The following is a 19,225-nucleotide window of genomic DNA, read 5'->3' as shown; positions in this document are numbered from 1 at the left end:
GCGGTCGCCGCGCCCTTCCCTTGGGGGCCTGGGCGGGCTCCTGATGCTCCTGGTGGTGTCCTGAGCTGGGACGTCGAGGGGCGGAGGAAGAGCTCGTGGTCGAGCCGGGCAACCGACGCCGGACATGTCCAAGGAGGTTGCGCATACTCCATTTTCTAACCTCTACGGGCCGTCGGCAGCGGGGAGCGACGGTCACCCGGCCAGAGCGATCCGGACGCCCACGGGGATCGGCGGACCGGAGTGGCAGCCATGCGCCCGGGCGAGGCAGGCTGTACTCATGAGAGCGCCTCTGCGCTCGCCCCCGGGATCGGGAGCTGGCGGCCACCACCAGGTCCTGTTCACCCTGGCGGAGTGCCTGCCCTTCGCGGTCGCCCTGCTGGTGCTCCTCATCGAGCTCACGCCGGCGCACGTCGTGTACACCGGCCCCCTGCTGGTTGCGACACCCGCTCTGGCGGCGGTGACGATGGGGCCCAAGGGCACGCTCGCGGCGACGGGAGTGGCCGTCGGCGTCAGCGTGACCACGGCCACCTACAACCAGGCCTGGGGCGGCCAGCAGGTCTACACGAACTTCCTCGCCCTGTTCCTGGTCTCGGTGGCGAGCTTCATGACGAGCCGCACCGCGCGCACGCGCCAGGAGAGCGAGCTCAACCAGGTCCGCCGGATCGCCACGGCCGCCCAGGAGGTCCTGCTGCGGCCCGTGCCGGCCCGGCTGGGCCCCGTAAGGGCGGCCAGCATGTACCTGGCGGCCGAGAAGGGTGCGCAGATCGGCGGCGACCTGTACGACGTGGTCCAGACCCGCTACGGGGTCCGGATGATCGTCGGGGATGTCCGGGGCAAGGGGCTGCCCGCCGTACGGGCCGCCGCGGTCGTGCTGGGCGCGTTCCGGGAGTCCGTGCACTACGAGGACGACCTGGTGGACGTCGTCAACCACTGCGAGGCGGCCCTGCGGCGGGACGCCGCCGTTGCGGGCGCGGGCGCGGGCGTGGGCGTGGCGGGCGGTGACGACGCCCTTCTCGAGGGATTCGTCACCGCACTGGTGGCCCAGATCCCGGACAGCCCCCACATCGAGGTGATCAACCGGGGCCATCCGCCCCCGCTGCTGCTGCGCAACGGCACGGTCCGGTCCTTCATGCCCACCGCCCCCTTGCCGCCGTTGGGGCTCGAGGAATTCATCAGCGGTCCTCGCGGGCGGGTGGACCGCTATCCGTTCGCACCGGGGGACCGGCTGCTGTTGTGCACCGACGGCGTCATCGAGGCCCGCGACCGGGACAGCACCTTCTTCGACTTGCCCGAGGCCATGGTGACCATGCAGGACCACACCCGGCAGGCGTTCCTGGACGGCCTGCGCGAGGCATTGCTCCGCCACACCCGCGGCCGGCTGGCGGACGATGTGGCGGTCATCCTCGTCGACCGGCGCGAAGACGATTGATGCCACAGTCCGCGGGGGGAACTTCAGGCGCGCATCTTGCGCGGTACTCGGTGCGGGCGCTTCGCGATCACGCTACGGTCGTCTGCGTCACGATTGTGGGGGGATGCGCGTGTTGTCGGAAGCATTGCTCGCGGCGGCTGCCGCAGGGGGCGCCGCAGTGGCACAGGCGGCGGGGACCGACGCCTGGACGACGATGCGCGCGCGGTTGGCCCGTCTGTCCGGCCGCAGGGACGCGCCGCAGGAACAAGCCGAGGTGGTGCTCCTCGACGCGACCGGTGCGGCGCTGTCGGCCGCCCTGGACCCGCATGCGGCCGAAGCGGAGCGCACCCGCCAAACGGAGCTGTGGACGGCCTGGTTCGCGGCGACGCTGGAACGTCTGCCCGAGGCCGGACGGGAGCAGGTCGCAGCCGGGCTGCATGCGCTGCTGGACGGTCCCCGGCCCGCCCCGGACAGTGGTGGCGGCATGACCCACAACGTTGTCAACGGTCCTGCCTTCACGCAGGTCGGCGACCACAATCACCAGACCATCCACCTCGGCACAGGGGCATGACGAGCGCCCAGGTATGGGGCAACGTCTACAACGGCCCCAGCGCGAACCAGGTGGGACATCACAACACCATCAACATTCACACCGGTGGATCGGACTTACGGCGGAAGCTGGGGGAGTGGGACGATCTGGCCGGGAAGACCCGGCCGCCCAGATCACCGTCCTCGCTGCTGGAGGCGCACCGCGCGGTGGTCCCCTTCCGTGGCCGCAGCGAGGTGATGAGGCATCTGCAGGCCTGGTTCACGGAGCCGGGCTTCGGCGTTCAGCTGCTGTACGGGCCGGGCGGACAGGGCAAGACCCGCCTCGTCCGCCACCTCACCGACCGACTCGCCGACGACGGCTGGGACGTACTGTGGCTCGCCCGCCACGTGGTGGCCGCCGACCTGATGGCACTCAAGGACATGGCCGTGACCGCCCGGCTGGCTGTGGTCGTCTTGACTACGCCGAGACCCGCACGGATCAGCTGCTCGGGCTCCTGGAGGCCGCCGTCCGCGCCCCGGGCGCCTCGTTCAGAATCCTGCTGCTGGCCCGGACCGCCGACGACTGGTGGCCCGAATTCCAGGACCGCGCCCGCCTCGAAGAGCTCTACGGGGCTCCCGGCATGTTCTTGTCTCCGCTGGAACCACAGCCGGCCGACCGCGCCGATGCCTACCGCCAGGCAGTGGACGCTCTGGCCCTCGCCTTGCCGCGGGTGTCCGGACAGCAGGACCATGACTGGCCCACTCTGGCCGCATGTGTGACGGGCGGCCCGTCCCCGGGCCCGTACGCCGACCGGTTCCAAGGCCCCGGCATGGAGATGGCCCTCACCCTGCACATGACCGCCCTCGCGGACCTACTGGATGCCGCCCGCGACGCGGCGGCATCGTCCGGGGCCGTAGGAGCCGGAGCCGGCACCGGAGCTTTGGAGGAACGGCTACTGAGCCACGAGCGCGTCTACTGGCGGACCGTCGGCGAGGAGTTGGGTCTGAAGAGGGCGAGGGCCATCGATGACGCTCTGGCCGCCGCGTTCCTCTGCGGCGCCGCCGACCCCGCCCAGGCCGATGCCCTCCTGGCCCGCGTGCCAGGCCTCGAGGACCAGAGTGCCGACACCCGGGGCAGGTTGGCCGACTGGATCGCCGCCCTCTACCCCTCGCCCGACGACGCGCAGGTCTGGGGGAGCCTCCATCCGGACCGGCTCGCGGAGTTCTTCGTCGGGGACCGCCTTTGCGACCGTCCCGGTCTCCCCGGCCGTTTGGTGGAGGGAGCCACCGAGGCGCAGGCCACCGGCCTTCTGACCCTTCTCACCCGCGCCGCCGCCCACACCGCCCACCGTGACCGCCTCGACGCGCCCCTGACCGACCTCTGCGTCCGCCATCCGCGCGTCCTGGGCCCGCTCGCCGTCGACGTGGCCACTCAGGTGGAGCGGCCGGAGCCGTTGGTGGCGGCCCTGTACCGGCTGACGGACGGCCCCGGCACGGATTTCGCGGACCTGACGCGGCTGGCCGACCGGCTTCCCCGGACCACCCACCATCTGGCCGCCTGGGCCCTGCACGTGACCCAACGGCTGACCGATCTCCACCGCGCCCGGGCCCAGGAGGACCCGGCCACCGCCCACGTGGCCGACCTGGCCACGATGCTGCGCCGACTCTGCTTCCGACTGGGCGCCATGGGGAAGAAACAGCAGGGGTACGCCGTCTCGGCCGAGGCCGTACGGATGCTGAAGCTCCTGGCGCAGACGGAACCCGACACGTTCCTGCCCCATCTCGCCGCCTGCCTGCACAACCTGTCCACCGGGCTCGATGACCTGGGGCGGTGGCAGGAAGCGGTGGGAGCCGCCCACGAGGCCGTCGCGCTCTACCGTCGGATCACCTCCGGGCCGGCCTCTGGTACGTATCTGCCCGAACTGGCGTACAGCCTGTGCAGGGTTGCGCACGCCGAGGGGAAACTGGGCCGGGCCGAAGAGGCACTCGCACCGCTCGAGGAGGCTGTCACCATCCGGCGCGACCTGGTGGCGGAGCGGGGCGATGTCCACCGACCGGAGCTGGCGGACGGCTTGAACGACCTGGCCTTGTGGTGGAGGGAGTGTGGACGGCTCCGGGAAGCGCTGGAGGCGAGCGGGGAGGCAGCGGGGCTCTACCGGACGCTGGCCGAGGAGCGCCCGGATGCCTTCCGTCCCGGCCTTGCCATGATTCTGAGCACCCACTCCTCGTGCCTGGGGAGTGCCGGACGGCGCCGGGAAGCACTCCGGGCGATCGAGGAGGCCGTCCACATCCGGCGCGACCTGGTCCGTAAGCGCTCTGATGTGTTCCGCCCCGACCTGGCCAGATGCCTGAACTCCCTTGCCGTCGCCCTGGGGGAGCTGGGACGGCACCGGGACTCCCTGGCCGCGGTCGCCGAGGCGGTGGAGCTCTACCGGTCGCTGAACCACGAGGACAACGCGGTCTTCCGGGATGAGCTGGCCATGACCCTGAACACCTATGCCAACGACCTCCAGGAGGCTGGACGCAAACCGGAGGCGCTGGAAGCCGCCCGCAAGTCCGTCGACCTCTATGGAACCCTGGCCGAGGAGTATCCCGAGGCGTTCACGGCAGACCTCGCCATGAGCCTGCTGACCTACGCCAGCCAGCTTTCGGAAGCCGGACGGGAAGGGGAGGCACTGGAAACCAATCGCCGAGTGGTCGGCCTCTACCGGCCACTCGCCGAGGCCAGGCCCGAAGTGTTCCGGCCTGCTCTGGCCAGGAGCCTGAACAACCTCTCCAGGTCCTTGGGCAAGGAGGGGCTGACCGAGGAATCCCTCGAGGTCCTGGAAGAGGCCGTCACCGTCAACCGCCGTATCCTGGCGGCCGATCCGGCCGCTCCCGCGCAGCATGACCTGGCCATGAACCTGATGAACAGAGCCGTGGCGATGAACGGAGCGGGCCGGCGGGACGAGGCGGTGGACGCGCGTGCGCAGGCGGTGGACATCCTGCGGGAGCTCGTGCGGACAGGCCCGGAGGGCGCGGCACTGTACGCGCCGCAGTTGGGCGCGGTCCTCGTCGTTCTCGGCGAGGAGCTCTCCGCGGCCGGACGCCTGGACGAGGCGGCGGACGCCATGCTGGAGGCCGTGGTCGTCACCCGGCAGTTGCGAGCGGATGACCCCGGCGCGCACCTCGGGGAGATGGGCTTGCGCCTGGCCTGTCTCTGCGCGTGCATGCTGCGGGCAGGGCGCCGCCGTGAGGCACCGGCCGTCTTCGAAGAGCTGATCGGCCTATTGGAGGGGCCACTTCAGCGAGACGGCTCCCAACCATCGATGGTGGCCCAGTCGTTGGCGGCTCTCGGTATCCTGCGACACACCGGAGGGCACCCGGACGCCCGGAGCACCCTGCGGCGGGCCGTCGAGGCGGCCCACAACGCGATCCGCAAAGATCCCGCGCACGAACCCTCCCTGGTGTGGGCGCTGCACGCCCAGGGCATGGAACTGGCCGAGACCGGAGAACACGACCAGGGCCTGTCCGCCGTCGCCCGGGCCGTCGGCATCGCCCGCCGACTGGCGGGCGGCGATCCCGCGCACGAACCGGTCCTGGCCCAGACGCTCGACTCCCTCGGCCGATACCTCGCGGCAGACGTCGCACGCCGTGACGAGGCCCTCGAAGCCACCGCTGAAGCGGTCACCCGCACGCGTCGGCTCGTGGATGCCGGGCAGGCCCAAGAAGGCAGCCTGGCAACGGTCCTGGCCAACCACGGCCTGCGGCTCGCCGACGCGGGAGGGTTCGAGGAGGAGGCCTTGAGCGCCACGGAGGAGGCGCTGATCCTCTCCCGCAGCCAGGCCGAGGTACACCTCGCAGCGAACGAGCCGGGCCTGGCGTACGCGCTGTACGCGTACGCCAAGGTACGACTGCTCGCGGACACCGAGCTGCCCCAGGCCCGGGACTGCATCACGCAGGCCCTCAAGATCTGCTACTATCTCGGCTGCCACGAACCCGGTCTCGTCGCTTATGGCCTCCCGGACGCGGAGAGGACTCGTAACCTTCTCTGCTCAGACGGAAGCCGCGGAGCGGCCGTCCGGTGACGTGAGCAGCGGAAGTTCCGTCCAGACGGTCTTGCCCTCCCGGGTGTAGCGGGTGCCCCACCGTTCGGTGAGTTGGGCCACGAGGAAGAGACCGCGCCCGCCCTCATCGGTGGTGCGCGCACGCCGCAGGTGCGGAGCAGTGCTGCTGCTGTCGGAGACCTCGCAGATCAGGCAGCGGTCGCGGATGAGCCGGAGGGTTGCCGGGGTGCCGCCGCCGTACCGGTAGGCGTTGGTGATCAGCTCGCTGACTACCAGCTCGGCGGTGAAGGCCATCTCCTCGAGGCCCCACCTGGTCAGCGTGGCCGCCGTCAGGTCCCGTGCCTGAGCGGCGGCGGTCGGCTCTGCGGGCAGCTCCCAGGAGGCGACCTGCTCCGGTGCCAGCACGCGGGTGCGGGCGAGGAGCAGTGCGACGTCATCGCGTGGACGCTCGGGCAGCAGGGCCTCCTGCACCGCTGTGCACGTCTCGTCCAGTGATCGGCCGGGCCGGGACAGCGCTTTGCGCAGCCGCTCCAACCCCACGTCGACGTCACGACCACGGGCCTCGACGAGGCCGTCCGTGTACAGCGCCAGCAGGCTGCCCTCGGCGAGTTCCAGTTCCGCGGACTCGAACGGCAGTCCGCCGAGGCCCAGCGGCGGCCCCTCGGGGAGTTCGGGCAGGCTCACCTGGCCGTCGGGGGTCACCACGGCGGGCGGCAGGTGCCCCGCGCGGGACAGGGTGCAGAGCCGGGAGATGGGGTCGTAGACCGCGTAAAGGCAGGTCGCGCCGACGATCTGCTGACCATGCGGGCGTCTGCCCGACGGCTCCTGCTCGTCGGCCAACCGGTTGACCAGGTCGTCCAGGTGGAAGAGGACCTCGTCCGGCGCGTAGTCGAGGTTGGCCAGGGTGTGCACCGCTGTGCGCAGGCGGCCCATGGTGGCCGCGGCGTGCAGGCCGTGTCCGACGACATCGCCGACGACCAGGGCGACGCGAGCGCCGGAAAGCGGGATGACGTCGAACCAGTCGCCGCCGACGCCGGCGGCGGGCTCGGCCGGCAGATAGCGGTGGGCGAGCTCGACCGCACTGTGTTCGGGTAGTTCGCGCGGTAGCAGGCTGTGCTGCAGGGTCAGCGCCGCCCGGTGTTGCTGGGTGTAGCGGCGGGCATTGTCGATGCAGACGGCGGCGCGCGCGGCGAACTCCTCGGCGAGCGTGAGGTCGTCCGCCTCGAACGGTTCGGGCCGCTTGGCCCGCCACAGGCTGAGCAGGCCAAGGAGCGAACCACGGGCGGTCAGCGGCACGACGATCAGTGAGTGGGCGCCCAGGCGGAAAGCGCGCCGTGTGCGCTCCCGATCTTGGAAGTACCAGCCGGGGCTGCTCTGAAGCAGTGGTTCGAGGATGGGCTGCCGCTCCGCGAGGCACCTGGCCTGCGGGGTCCGCGCGTCGAAGTGGAAGACCTCTCCGGCGGAGTACATCACCTCCAGCGCCTCTGGGCTGATCGAGTGAACGGCCATCCTGCGGACCAGTCCGATCGCCTCCGTGGCGGACTCCTCGCCGTGGGCAACCGGCTCCAGCAGATCCACCGAGACGGCGTCGGCGAGGTCCGGGACCGCGACGTCGGCCAGCTCCCGGGTGGTCTGGGCGAGGTCCAGTGTGGTTCCGATGCGGGCGCTCGCCCGATTGAGCAGGGTGAGCCGTCGCCGGGCCCGGTAGCGGTCGGTGACGTCCTCCACCAACTGGGTGACACCGAGGACTCCGCCGGAAGGGTCCTCCATCCGGAACGCAGACACCGACACCACCCGCTCGTGGCCGGGGTCGCTCCTCAGGCGACAGGGCTGCTCGGTGAAGATCAGGGGTTCGCCCGTCTCCAGCACCCTTCGCAGTCGCCTCTCGATGGTCACCACGTCCGGACCGATCAGGAAGTCGCCGGTGCGTCGTCCCCGGACCTCCGCCGCGGGAAGCTGAGTGAACCGGGCCAAGGCTCGGTTGACCCGCAGGATGCTCAGGTCGGGGGCATGGACGGACAGGCCGATCGGGGAGCGCCGGAAGAGGCCGTCCAGGACCGACCGGTCCGTCGCCCACTGGAGCACCTCCTCGGCGGGCGCGGCGACGAGGAACCACTCGCGGCCGGAGGCACGGATGACGGCGCGGGCGCGGAAGCTCAGCTCCAACCGTTGGCCGCTGCGGTGCAGGACGGGCAGGACCCCGGACCAGCCTCGGTCGCGCTCGCATGTGGCCACCGCGTCCAGGACCGCGTCGCGGTCCCGGGCGTCGACCAGGAATTCGACCGCCGCCCTGCCGAGGACCTCCTCGGGCGGGTAGCCGAGAAGTGCCTTTGCGAGCTCGCTCCAGCCGACGACCCTGCCGTGGTCGTCCAGCACCGATGAGGCTGCGCGGTGCAGGGCGAACGGGTCCTCGGGCCCCTCGCCGAACACCGGCACCGGTGCGTCCATCGTCGCCCCCCTTCGACCTGTCGACCAAGGGCTGAGCAGCTCGCCGAGGTCCAGTATCGGTTCGCGGGATGGCTCCCGCCCGCCGGGTGGGCTGTTTCAGGCGGTGAGCGCCCGCCGCAAGGGTGAGGACCCGCTGCTCTCCGGGGCGGCCCTGGGGGTCAGAGCGTCTCGCTCAGCGAGTCCGCCAGGCGCCGCCGGGCCGCCCGTGCCGCCGGCAGCGCCGCCGCCGCCACCGCACCCAGCACCGCCCCGACGATCACCGTCAACAGCACGTGGAGCGGGGGCAGTTGGGCGATTCCGGCGCCGATCCCGCTCGACGCGCCCTGAGCGTCTACCAGCCAGCTGCCTGACAACGCACCCACCGTCGTACCCACCACTGCGGATACGAGCGCGGTCAGACCGGCGGCCGCGACGATCATCGCCCCGATCTGCCGGGGCGTCAGCCCGATCGCCTTCAGCGCGAGCAGGTCCCGGCCCCGGTCGCGTACGCCGGTGCTGATCAGCGTCAGCAGTTCGGTCAGCCCGATCAGTGCCAGCACCGCGATCAGGGCGGCGATCACTCCGCGTGCCGATTCCAGCCGGTCGGCCGGATTGGGCGTCTCGCGGATCTCCAGCGTTCCACCTGCCGCGACGGCGAGCGTGCCGCTCACTTCCCGGGGGTCCGCCCCCTTGCGCAGCACCAAGGCATGGAAGGCGGGCCGTAGCTGCGGATCGCGCTCCCGCAGGGCGTCGATGGTCGTGGTGATCACCCGGCCGCCGGATTCGGGTTCGATGGTGCGGCCGACGAGGTGCAGGATCTGTGGCCGTCCCTCGACGGTCATCCGCACCCAGTCGCCGACCCGCACCCCGAGGAGGTCGAGCAGCCCTTGCCCGGCCACAGCCTCGTCCGGACCACCGACCGCGCGCCCTTCGACCACCGCGGAGGGATACGGGTCCCGAGCCGTGCCCAGCCCGCGGAGCGTGATGGTGCCGGTCTGCCCCGGCACGAGCGCGGCCATCTCCGCGCCCGGATGGACCGTGGCGATGTCCGGGATCGTCGCGAGGGTCTTCTCCAGCTCCGAGTCCGACGGCCCGGCGGGCTGCTCGGCCCGTACGGTCAGAGCCGCGGGCAGTCCCATCTGCACGGGCCGGCTGCGGAACTGGTCAAGCGTCGACCAGGCGACGAGCGCGACCGTGATGAGCGCCAGCGGCAGGGCGAGCCGGGCCACCGGTACGAGCGTCCGGCCGCGTCGCGCGAACGCCGCCCGCCACCCCAGGACCAGAGCCGGAGGAACCCGCATCCCGAGAGCCCGCCTGCCGAGTGCGGTCATCGGCGCGGCGGACGGCAGCGCGGCCCGTGCCACCGGCACCGGGGGCACCCGTCCGGCCCGCCAGGCCGAGAGTCCGGTGGCGGCCGCGATCAGCAGCACCGCACCGCAGGGGACGCCGATCATCAGCGTGGTGTGGCCGGGCAGGTCCTGCCACACCGCCGCCGCCTCCCCGATCCGCCCTGGTATCCGGGCGCCCAGCAGTGCGATGGCCGCCGTACCGAGGGTCACGCCGAGGAACGCGAAGGCCAGGTGCTGTACGAGGAAGCCGCGGGTGACCTGCCCGGGGGTGAAGCCGATGGCCTTGAGGACGGCGATGTCCCTCAGCTGGCCGCGGACCCGGGCACTGATCGCGCCCGCCGCGGCGAGCGCCGCCGAGAGCAGCGCACCGAGCCCGAAGACGGCGAACATCTTTCCCAGGAGCTGGTCGTCGCCGCCTGCCTCGGACCGTGCCTGCTGCCACTTGGTGACCTGGGCCACCCGGTCTGCGCCGAGGACGGTCACGGCACGCTGGACCATGAAGTCGGTGTCGTCCGGATCCTCCAGGCGCAGCCCCACGCTCTGCCCGGTGTCTCCGTGTGCGATCTCGTCGAGGGTGCCGGAGAGCACCCAGCCGATGCCTGGTCCGCCGCCCGCCCGGTAGCCCGGCTCGGAGGCCTCGGCTATCCCGCGCACCTGCAGCGCGTGCGGAGCGCCGTCCGGCCCGGTGACCCGCACCGTGTCGCCCGGCTCGGCCCACAGCGCCCGCGCGACCGAACTTTCCAGCACGACGGTGCCGGCCCGGGCACCGCCGTCCGGTGGGACCAGCCAGCTGCCCGCGGTGACGACCGGCCGCCCTGTCTCCGGCGGCGCCACCGCGGCTGCGCGCAGCGTCACCCCGGCCCGCGCGCCGCGCGACTCGACGGTGGTCGCCGCCGTGCGGAAGGGCCCGGAGAGGGCAGCGATCCCGTTCACGCCGGACAGGGCGTCCACGTCTGGTGTGAGCGGGGTCGCCCCGGCGCGGGTGTGCAGCCAGATGTGCGCGCCCTGGGACTGGTTGAAGATCCGCTGCCATGGGTTCGCGGCGTAGCTGAACAACGCGCCGGCCAGCAGGAGCGAGGCGATGATCCCGGCGCTGGCCAGCACGACGAAGAGGGCTTCGCCGCGGTGTGCGCGGAAGTCGGCGTGCGCCCAGCGCAGAGTGGCCCGCACGGTCACTCCTTCAGTTCGAGTACGCCGCGGACGCCGCCGGCCGGGTCCCGTCGCCCGTCGCCGAGCTGCGCGTCGTCGGCTATGCGCCCGTCGAAGAAGCTGATGACGCGGTCGGCGGCACTCGCCATCCGGGCGTCGTGGGTGACCATCATGATCGTCTGGCCGCGCTGGTGGAACCGGGAGAGCAGCCGCAGCACCTCGCGGGTGCCCTTGCTGTCGAGGCTGCCGGCCGGTTCGTCGGCGAGCAGCAGCGTGGGGTGGTTGACCAGTGCGCGGGCGAGCGCGATCCGCTGCTGTTCGCCGCCGGACAGCTCGCCGGGCATCGACCGCTCGCGGCCCTCCAGGCCGAGTTCGGCGAGCAGTTCGGCGCGGGAGTCGCGGGCGGCCTTCGGGGAGGCGCCGGCGAGCAGGGCCGGCAGTTCGACGTTGTCGGCCACGGTGAGGTTGGAGACCAGGTTGAAGAACTGGAAGACCACGCCGATGCTGCGGCGCCTGAGGACCGCCCAGCGGGCCTCGCGGTACTCGTCGACCCGCTCCCCGCCGAGCCACAGCTTCCCGCTGTCGGGCCGCTGGAGGCCGCCGATCAGATGCAGCAGCGTGGACTTGCCGGCTCCCGACGGCCCGGTGATCGCGACGAACTCGCCCGGCTGGACGGACAGATCCACCCCGCGCACGGCGTGCACCGGCACGCCCTCGCCGTAGTGCGTCTTGGCCAGGCCCTCGGCGCGCACGATGGGCACGGCAGGAGCGGTGGTGGCGTCGTCGCTCATTCCAGCTCCTCCTGACAGCGTTCCAGCCAGTCGAGGTCGGCCTGCAGATGCAGCATGGCTCCCTCGATCAGCAGTTGGGAGATCTTGTTGTCGCGGTCCTCCGCCGCGGCCAGCTTGGACAGGTCCCGCATGGTGTTGAGGTACTGCCGCCGCTGCTTGTTGATCAGCGCGACCGGGTCGGCCAGACCCGACCGCGGTGCGAGCGCGAGCTTCATGAAGAACTCGTCCCGTACCCGGGGCTCCTCCGCGGTGTCCTCGAACCAGGCCAGCACGGCCTCGCGCCCGGCGTCCGTCAGCCTGTACGTGCGCTTGTTGGGCCGGCCCGACTGCTCGACGTCCTCGCCTTCGATCAGGCCGCTCTTCTCCAGCCGGCCGAGGGTGACGTAGATCTGGCCGACGTTGGGCTGAGGGTACGCGGCGCCCAAGAGCTTCTCAAGGTCCTGCTTCAGCTCGTAACCGTGTGCAGGGCTACGGGTGAGGAGTGCAAGGAGCGCCAGCCGCACTCGCTCCCCCTCCTTTCCCACCCGGTAGTCAACTGTTACATCGGCATCTGACCGAGTGGCGCCGCCGCCCGTATCGTCTGCCTGGACGTCTAGTATCGCCCATGCCTAACGGGTATATATAGGCCGCGAGAGTCGGCGGCGCAGCCGGATCGTGCACTGGGAGGAATCTATGCGGTGGATACGTGCCGCGGGTAGAGCTCTCCTGGTTGCGGCGGTCGTGCTCACGGGATACGCCGGTTTCGGCGTCCGCGCCGACGCGGGGGTGGCCTCCGAGGGCCGTGGCCCCCTGACGCTCGTGACGGCGGGCGATCTGACCGACTACCTCTCCCCGCTGCTCGACGACTGGAACCGCGACCACCCCGGCGAGCGCGTCACGCTCGTCGAACTGCCGGACTCTGCCGACGAGACCCGGGCGCAGATGATCAGCGAACTGCGATCGGGCCGCGACCGGTTCGACGTACTGAACATCGACGTTGCCTGGACCTCCGAGTTCGCGGCGGCCGGATGGATCTCCCCGCTGGAGCGTGACCGCTTCCCTCTGGACACCTTCCTGCGGCCGGTCGTCGACACCGCGACCTTCGACGGCCGGCTGTACGCGGTCCCGTACGTCACGAACGCGGGACTGCTGTACTACCGCAAGGACATCCTGGACCGGGAAGGCGAGCAGCCGCCGCGTACCTGGGCCGAACTGGTCCGCCAGGCGCGCACCATCGCCCCGAAGTACGGACTGGACGGCTATGCCGGCCAGTTCCTCCCGTACGAAGGGCTCACCGTCAACGCCACCGAGGCCGTGCACTCGGCGGGCGGGTCGATCCTGCGCGACGACGGCGCCCGGGTGACCGTGGACTCCGACGCCGCGCGCGCCGGACTGCGGTTCCTCGCGGACGGTGTGCGGGACGGCTGGATCTCCCGCGAAGCGCTCGGCTACAAGGAGGAGGAGTCGAGGCAGGCGTTCCAGGACGGCAGGCTGCTCTTCCTGCGGAACTGGCCGTATGTGTACGCGGACGCGAGCGCGGAAGGATCGAAGGTCGCGGGCGGGTTCGGCGCCGTGCCGCTGCCCGGACCCGACGGGCCCGGCACGAGCGTGCTGGGGGGTTCCAACCTCGCGGTCAGCAGCCGTGCGCGGCATCCGGCGTCGGCGGCCGACCTGATCTCCTACCTCACCAGTGAACGGGTGCAGCGACAGGTGCTCACCGAGGGGTCGCTGCCACCGGTGCGCGCCGCGCTGTACGAGGATCCCGAGCTGATCCGCGCGTATCCGTACCTGCCCACGCTTCGCCAGAGCGTGCTGTCGGCTGTGCCGCGCCCCAAGAGTCCGCGCTACGACCAGGTGAGCCTCGCCGTGCAGGCCGTGGCGCAGGACGTGATGGCGTTGCGCCAGACGCCCGAGCAGGCGGCGGCGCGGCTTGCGCGCGAGCTCGGGACCATCTCCCGCAAGGGCTGATCGCACTCCTCCCTCCCCTCCTCTCTCTCCAGGGCCTCTACTTACATGTTAAGTAGAGGCCCTTTGTCGTGCATCTGGGCATTGTTGGGCAAACCACCCCAACTTTTCACTGTTTCCGGACACATCGTTGACACCCTCCAGTCACTGCTACTTAACATGCATGCATAACAGCGCACCGATCTGGGGCGCTCTCGCATTCAGTAGAAACAGGTCGACGCGAGATGCTCAGCACCCTTCCGGCCGGCACCGGCCACCCCTCCCGCAGCGCCACCCCATCCGACCCCTGGTGGCGCGACGCGGTGATCTACCAGGTCTACGTCCGCAGCTTCCTCGACAGCACCGGGGACGGCGTCGGCGACCTGGCCGGCGTACGAGCCGGGCTTCCCTACCTCAGGAAGCTCGGTGTCGACGGCATCTGGCTCAGCCCCTTCTACCCGTCGCCGCAGCACGACCACGGCTACGACGTCGCCGACTACTGCGGTGTCGACCCCGTCTACGGCGACCTCGCCGAGTTCGACCGCCTGGTGTCCGACGCCCGCCGGCTCGGGCTCAAGCTGCTGCTCGACATCGTCCCCAACCACTGCTCCGCCGAGCACCCGTGGTTCCGCGCCGCGCTCGCCGCGGGGCCGGGCAGCGCGCCGCGCTCCCGTTTCCACTTCGCGCCCGGCCGCGGCCCGGACGGGGCGGAGCCGCCCAACAACTGGCGCGCCATGTTCGGCGGTCCCGCCTGGAGCCGGATCACCGAGCCCGACGGCGCCCCCGGCGAGTGGTACCTGCACCTCTTCACGCCCGAGCAGCCCGATCTGAACTGGCGCGACCCCGCCGTGGGCGACGACTTCGAGCAGGTCCTGCGCTTCTGGCTGGATCGCGGTGTCGACGGCTTCCGCATCGACGTCGCCGCCGGACTGTTCAAGCACCCCGGGCTGCCCGACTCGGACGACCCCTGTGCCGACGAGCGGGCCCGCGACGCCGTCAACCAGCTGGCCTGGAACCAGCCCGAGGTCCACGACGTGTGGCGCCGCTGGCGCTCGGTCTGCGAGGAGTACACCGCTCGCGACGGTCACGAGCGGCTGCTGGTCGGCGAGGTGTCCGTGCCGACCGCACGCCAGCACGCCGAGTACGTCCGCCCCGACGAACTGCACCAGGCGTTCTTCTTCGACCTGCTCAGCGCGCCCTGGGACGCCGACGCCTTCCGCGCGACGATCACCGAGGCGATACGCGACATCGCCGGCACCGGCTCCACCGTCACCTGGGTCCTCAACAACCACGACCAGGTCCGCACCGTCACCCGCTACGCGGGCGAGCCCGGGGTGGAAGGCAGCGGGCTGGGAGCCGCCCGCGCCCGCGCCGCGGCCCTGCTGATGCTCGCCCTGCCCGGCGCCGCCTACGTCTACCAGGGTGAGGAGCTCGGCCTCCCCGAGGTCCTCGACCTGCCCGACGAGGTCCTCACCGACCCGATCTTCCACCGCACCGGCAGCCGCAAGCACGTTCGGGACGGCTGTCGCGTGCCCCTGCCCTGGTCCGGGCACGCCTCCCCGTTCGGCTTCAGCCAGGAAGCGGCCGGCGTCAAGCCGTGGCTGCCGCAGCCCGAGTGGTTCGCCGAGCACGCCACCGACCGCGCCCTGGCCGACACCCGCTCCTTCTGGCACCTCTACCGCGACGGACTCCAGCTGCGGCGCACCCTGCCGCAGCTCGGCGACGGCACCCTGCGCTGGCTGGACGCGCCCGCGCAGGTGCTGGCGATCGCCCGCGGCGACGGCCTGGTCTGCGCGGTCAACTTCGGCACGGAGCCGGTGCCGGCCCCGGTCCCCGGGACTCCGCTGCTCGCGAGCGGACCCTGCCCCGACGGTGTGCTTCCCGCGGCAACCGCCGCCTGGTGGACGGGCGAGTGCCCGGCCCCGTGACCCCCGGGAGATCCGACGCAGGACCCTCCCACCCCGCAGTCCCGGACTTCCTCGAAAAGGACCTCATCATGCGACGACCCAGCAAGACGACCCGACGGACCGCGGCCACCGCCACGGCGGCCCTGGCTCTCACCCTCGGTGCCACCGCCTGCGGCGGCACCACCGGACCCGCGAGCGGCGGTGAACTGGCCGGTCAGACCGTGACCGTGGCAGGCGTCTGGACCGGCACCGAGCAGAAGAACTTCAAGAAGGTCCTGGACGCCTTCACCAAGAAGACCGGCGCCACGACGGTCTTCGTCCCCTCCGGCGACAACGTCTCCACCTTCGTCGGAAGCAAGATCGAGGGCGGCAACGCGCCCGACGTGGTGATGGTCCCCCAGGTGGGCGTGCTCCAGCAGTTCGCCAAGGAGGGCTGGCTCCAGCCCCTGTCCGACCAGACCGCCAAGACGGCTGACTCCACGCTCGCCCCGGTGTGGAAGAACTACGGCACCGTCGGCGGCACGTACTACGGGCTCTACTTCAAGGCCGCCCACAAGTCCACCATCTGGTACGCCCCCGAGACCTTCACCCAGGCCGGCGTCAGCGAGCCCAAGAGCTACGCCGACCTGCTGAAGACCGGCCACACCCTCGCCGACTCCGGCCGCCCGGCCTTCGCCATAGCCGGCGAGGACGGCTGGACCCTCACCGACTGGTTCGAGAACATCTACCTCTCCCAGGCCGGGCCGGAGAAGTACGACCAGCTCGCCCAGCACAAGCTCAAGTGGACCGACGACAGCGTCGTCAAAGCGCTGACCACACTCGGGGAACTCTTCAAGGACAACCGGCTCGTTGCCGGCGGCGCCCAGACCGCGCTGGGTACCGACTTCCCGACGTCGGTCGAGCAGGTCTTCGGCCCCGCGCCCAAGGCGGCCATGGTCTACGAAGGAGACTTCGTCGGCGGCGTCGCCAAGGACCAGTTCGGCAAGCAGCCCGGCAAGGACGCCAAGTTCCTTCCGTTCCCCGCAGTCGACGGCGGCAAGGCGCCCGTCGTCAGCGGCGGTGACGCGGCCGTCGTCCTCAAGGAGGGGAAGAACAGCAAGGCCGGCATGAAGCTCGTCGAGTACCTGGCCAGTCCCGAGGCGGCCGAGGTCTGGGCCGGTGCGGGCGGCTTCCTGTCCCCGAGCATCCGGGTCGACATGGCCGCGTACGGCGACCCCGTCACCCGCAGCACCGCCGAGTCGCTCATCGCGGCGGGCGACTCGATCCGCTTCGACATGTCGGACCAGGCCCCGGCCGCGTTCGGCGGCACCAAGGGCGCGGGGGAGTGGAAGCTCCTCCAGGACTTCCTGCGCGACCCGTCGGACCCCCAGGGAACGGCCGCAAAGCTCGAAGCCGATGCCGCCAAGGCCTACGGGAACTGAGGCGGCTCCCATGGCTGACACCGTGACCGCCCACGCTGCCGCCGACGGGCGGCGCCGGGCTCAGCGAAAGAAGCGCCGCCTCGCGGTCGTCTTCGTCCTGCCGGCCCTGCTGCTGCTCGGCGCGCTGGTCGTCTACCCCGTCCTCTTCTCCCTCGGCCGCAGCCTCTTCGACGCCGGCGGTGACCGCTTCGTCGGAGCCGGGAACTACGCGGCGATCATCCACGACCCGGCCACCCTCAAGGCGATCCGTAACAGCACCATCTGGGTCGTCGTCGCCCCGACCCTGCTGACCGGACTGGGGCTGCTCCTCGCCGTGCTCACCGAAAAGGTGCGCTGGGCGACCGCCTTCAAGCTGGTGCTCTTCCTGCCGATGGCCGTGTCGTTCCTCGCCGCGGGCATCATCTTCCGGCTCGCCTACGAACAGGACCCGGACCGGGGCGTGCTCAACGCCGCTGTCGTCGGCGTCCACGACACCTTCGACGACGCTGCCGCCTACCCGACGGCCCGTGCCCGAGAGGGCCATGGTCTGACCGGTAGGGCGGGCGGCCCGTACAGCACCGAGGAGACCGTACGTCCCGGCCGCTCGGCAAGCCTCGGCTTCGTCGGGGTGGCAGGCGACGCGATGCCCGCCGGCGCGAAGGCCGCGGCCGCGGACGCCCCCGGCCCACAGGGGATCGGGGGAGTCGTCTACCTCGACTTCGCCCCCGGCGGCGCCGGCACGCCGGGCAAGGTCGACCCGGGCGAGAAGGGACTGCCCGGCATGACGGTCGAGGCCGTACGGGACGGCCGGGTGGCCGCGACCGCCACCACGGCCGACGACGGGTCCTTCCGCTTCACCGGGCTGGCCGACGGCGAGTACACCCTCTCGCTGCCCGCTGCCAACTTCGAGGCCCCCTACAAGGGCGTGAACTGGCTCGGCCCGGCGCTGGTGACGCCGGCCATCATCGGCGCCTACCTGTGGGTGTGGACCGGCTTCGCGATGGTCCTGATCGGCGCCGGGCTCGCGGCCATCCCACGCGACGCGCTGGAGGCCGCGCGGATGGACGGCGCCACCGAGGGCCAGATATTCCGCAAGATCACCGTGCCGCTGCTGGCACCGGTGCTCACCGTCGTCTTCGTGACCCTGGTGATCAACGTGATGAAGGTCTTCGACCTCGTCTACATCATCGCGCCCGGACCCGTTCAGGAAGAGGCGAACGTGCTGGCCACCCGCATGTGGCTGGTCTCCTTCGGTGGCGGCAACGACCAGGGGCTCGGCAGCGCGCTCAGCGTGGTGCTCCTCCTGCTGGTCGTCCCGGCGATGATCTTCAACATCCGGCGTTTCCGAAGGAGCGGAGCATGAGCGGCCACAGCACCATCGAGCGCCCACCGTCCCGGTGGACGGCAGCCGTCCGGCCCGTCCCCGCCCCGTCCGTGCCCGGACCGCGCCGCAGGAGCCGGCTGTCGCGCCTGCTGGGCAACTCCGCCGTCCAGGGCGTGCTGATCCTGGTCGCCCTCGTCTGGATCACCCCGCTGGCGGGCCTGTTCCTGTCCTCGATGCGCTCCGAACAGGACAACGCCTCAGACGGCTGGTGGACCACGCTCACCGACCCGTCCCAGCTGTCCCTGGACAACTACAGCGCCCTGCTGAAGGACTCGGGTATCGCGGCGGCCTTCGGGAACACCGTCCTGATCTCGGTGCCCACCACCCTCCTGGTGGTCGGCATCGCGGCGCTCGCCGGATACGCATTCGCGTGGCTCGACTTCCCCGGCCGGGACGGCATCTTCATGGTGGTCGTCGGACTGCTGGTGGTACCCGTACAGATCGGGCTGCTGCCCGTGGCCAAACTCTTCGGCGCGGTGGGGCTGTTCGGCACCGTCGCGGGGGTCGTCCTCTTCCACGTCGCTTACGGGCTGCCGTTCGCGATCTTCCTGCTGCGCAACTACTTCGCCGAGATACCGCGCGAGATGCTGGAAGCCGCCCGGATGGACGGCGGCAGCGAGTGGCGGATCTTCTCCCGGCTCGTGCTGCCGCTCGGCCGTCCGGCCATCGCGAGCCTGGCCATCTTCCAGTTCCTCTGGGTCTGGAACGACATGCTCGTGGCGCTGCTCTTCGCGGACAGCGAGTCCCAGCCACTCACGGTCGCGCTGCAGTCCCAGATGCGGCAGTTCGGAAGCAACATCGGCGTCCTCGCGCCGGGGGCGTTCCTGTCCCTGGTGGTTCCGCTGATCGTCTTCTTCGCCTTCCAGCGCCACTTCGTCCAGGGCGTGATGGCGGGCTCGGTGAAATAGCCGCC

The 19,225-nt window shown here is 71.3% G+C and carries 12 protein-coding genes; 8 read left to right on the top strand and 4 right to left on the bottom strand.

What is annotated here, in order from left to right; all coding sequences use genetic code 11:
* Positions 1 to 277 precede the first annotated feature (277 nt).
* The 3 genes from OG447_RS25320 (at position 278) to OG447_RS25310 (ending at position 6,003) form a co-directional block, all read left to right on the top strand.
* Entirely contained in the window at positions 278 to 1,429 is a 1,152-nt protein-coding gene (locus OG447_RS25320) for a PP2C family protein-serine/threonine phosphatase (protein ID WP_266939543.1), read from the top strand.
* Positions 1,430 to 1,532: 103 nt separating this feature from the next.
* Entirely contained in the window at positions 1,533 to 1,979 is a 447-nt protein-coding gene (locus tag OG447_RS25315) for a hypothetical protein (protein ID WP_266939541.1), read from the top strand.
* Between the two features lie 349 nt (positions 1,980 to 2,328).
* On the top strand, positions 2,329 to 6,003 hold the full coding sequence (locus tag OG447_RS25310) for a tetratricopeptide repeat protein (RefSeq protein WP_266939540.1): 3,675 nt from the start codon (positions 2,329 to 2,331) through the stop codon (positions 6,001 to 6,003).
* Here OG447_RS25310 and OG447_RS25305 read toward each other — a convergent pair.
* From OG447_RS25305 to OG447_RS25290, 4 genes are all read right to left on the bottom strand, one after another.
* Positions 5,971 to 8,430, bottom strand: a complete 2,460-nt coding sequence (locus OG447_RS25305) for a SpoIIE family protein phosphatase (protein ID WP_266939539.1) — start codon at positions 8,428 to 8,430, stop codon at positions 5,971 to 5,973. The genes OG447_RS25310 and OG447_RS25305 overlap by 33 nt on opposite strands.
* A gap of 158 nt (positions 8,431 to 8,588) precedes the next feature.
* Positions 8,589 to 10,928 carry an FtsX-like permease family protein gene (locus tag OG447_RS25300; protein ID WP_266939538.1) on the bottom strand — a complete coding sequence of 780 codons (2,340 nt, stop codon included), beginning with the start codon at positions 10,926 to 10,928 and terminating at the stop codon, positions 8,589 to 8,591.
* 2 nt (positions 10,929 to 10,930) lie between these two features.
* Complete coding sequence (locus OG447_RS25295; protein WP_266939537.1) at positions 10,931 to 11,698, bottom strand: ABC transporter ATP-binding protein; 768 nt, start codon at positions 11,696 to 11,698, stop codon at positions 10,931 to 10,933.
* A complete protein-coding gene (locus tag OG447_RS25290) occupies positions 11,695 to 12,201 on the bottom strand; it encodes a PadR family transcriptional regulator (RefSeq protein ID WP_266939536.1) in 507 nt (168 codons plus the stop codon). Before OG447_RS25290 ends, OG447_RS25295 begins: the two co-directional genes overlap by 4 nt.
* Positions 12,202 to 12,370: 169 nt before the next feature.
* On the opposite strand from OG447_RS25290, the gene OG447_RS25285 reads away from it, so the two are divergent.
* The 5 genes from OG447_RS25285 to OG447_RS25265 all read left to right on the top strand — a co-directional run bounded on the left by OG447_RS25285 (position 12,371) and on the right by OG447_RS25265 (position 19,220).
* A complete protein-coding gene (locus tag OG447_RS25285) occupies positions 12,371 to 13,645 on the top strand; it encodes an ABC transporter substrate-binding protein (protein ID WP_266939535.1) in 1,275 nt (424 codons plus the stop codon).
* Between the two features lie 221 nt (positions 13,646 to 13,866).
* Positions 13,867 to 15,549, top strand: a complete 1,683-nt coding sequence (locus tag OG447_RS25280; protein WP_266939533.1) for a glycoside hydrolase family 13 protein — start codon at positions 13,867 to 13,869, stop codon at positions 15,547 to 15,549.
* A 68-nt stretch (positions 15,550 to 15,617) separates the two neighbouring features.
* Complete coding sequence (locus OG447_RS25275) at positions 15,618 to 16,949, top strand: ABC transporter substrate-binding protein (protein WP_266939531.1); 1,332 nt, start codon at positions 15,618 to 15,620, stop codon at positions 16,947 to 16,949.
* A 10-nt stretch (positions 16,950 to 16,959) separates the two neighbouring features.
* Positions 16,960 to 18,291, top strand: coding sequence for an ABC transporter permease subunit (locus tag OG447_RS25270; protein WP_266939529.1), 1,332 nt, complete (start codon positions 16,960 to 16,962; stop codon positions 18,289 to 18,291).
* The gene (locus OG447_RS25265) at positions 18,288 to 19,220 is read left to right on the top strand and encodes a carbohydrate ABC transporter permease (protein WP_266939527.1); all 933 of its coding nucleotides are present in this window, start codon (positions 18,288 to 18,290) and stop codon (positions 19,218 to 19,220) included. Before OG447_RS25270 ends, OG447_RS25265 begins: the two co-directional genes overlap by 4 nt.
* The last annotated feature ends 5 nt before the right edge of the window (positions 19,221 to 19,225 follow it).

Origin of the sequence: Streptomyces sp. NBC_01408, assembly GCF_026340255.1 — a bacterium.
In the GTDB taxonomy this organism is placed as follows: Bacteria; Actinomycetota; Actinomycetes; order Streptomycetales; family Streptomycetaceae; genus Streptomyces.
This window is presented reverse-complemented; position numbering and strand designations above follow the sequence as displayed.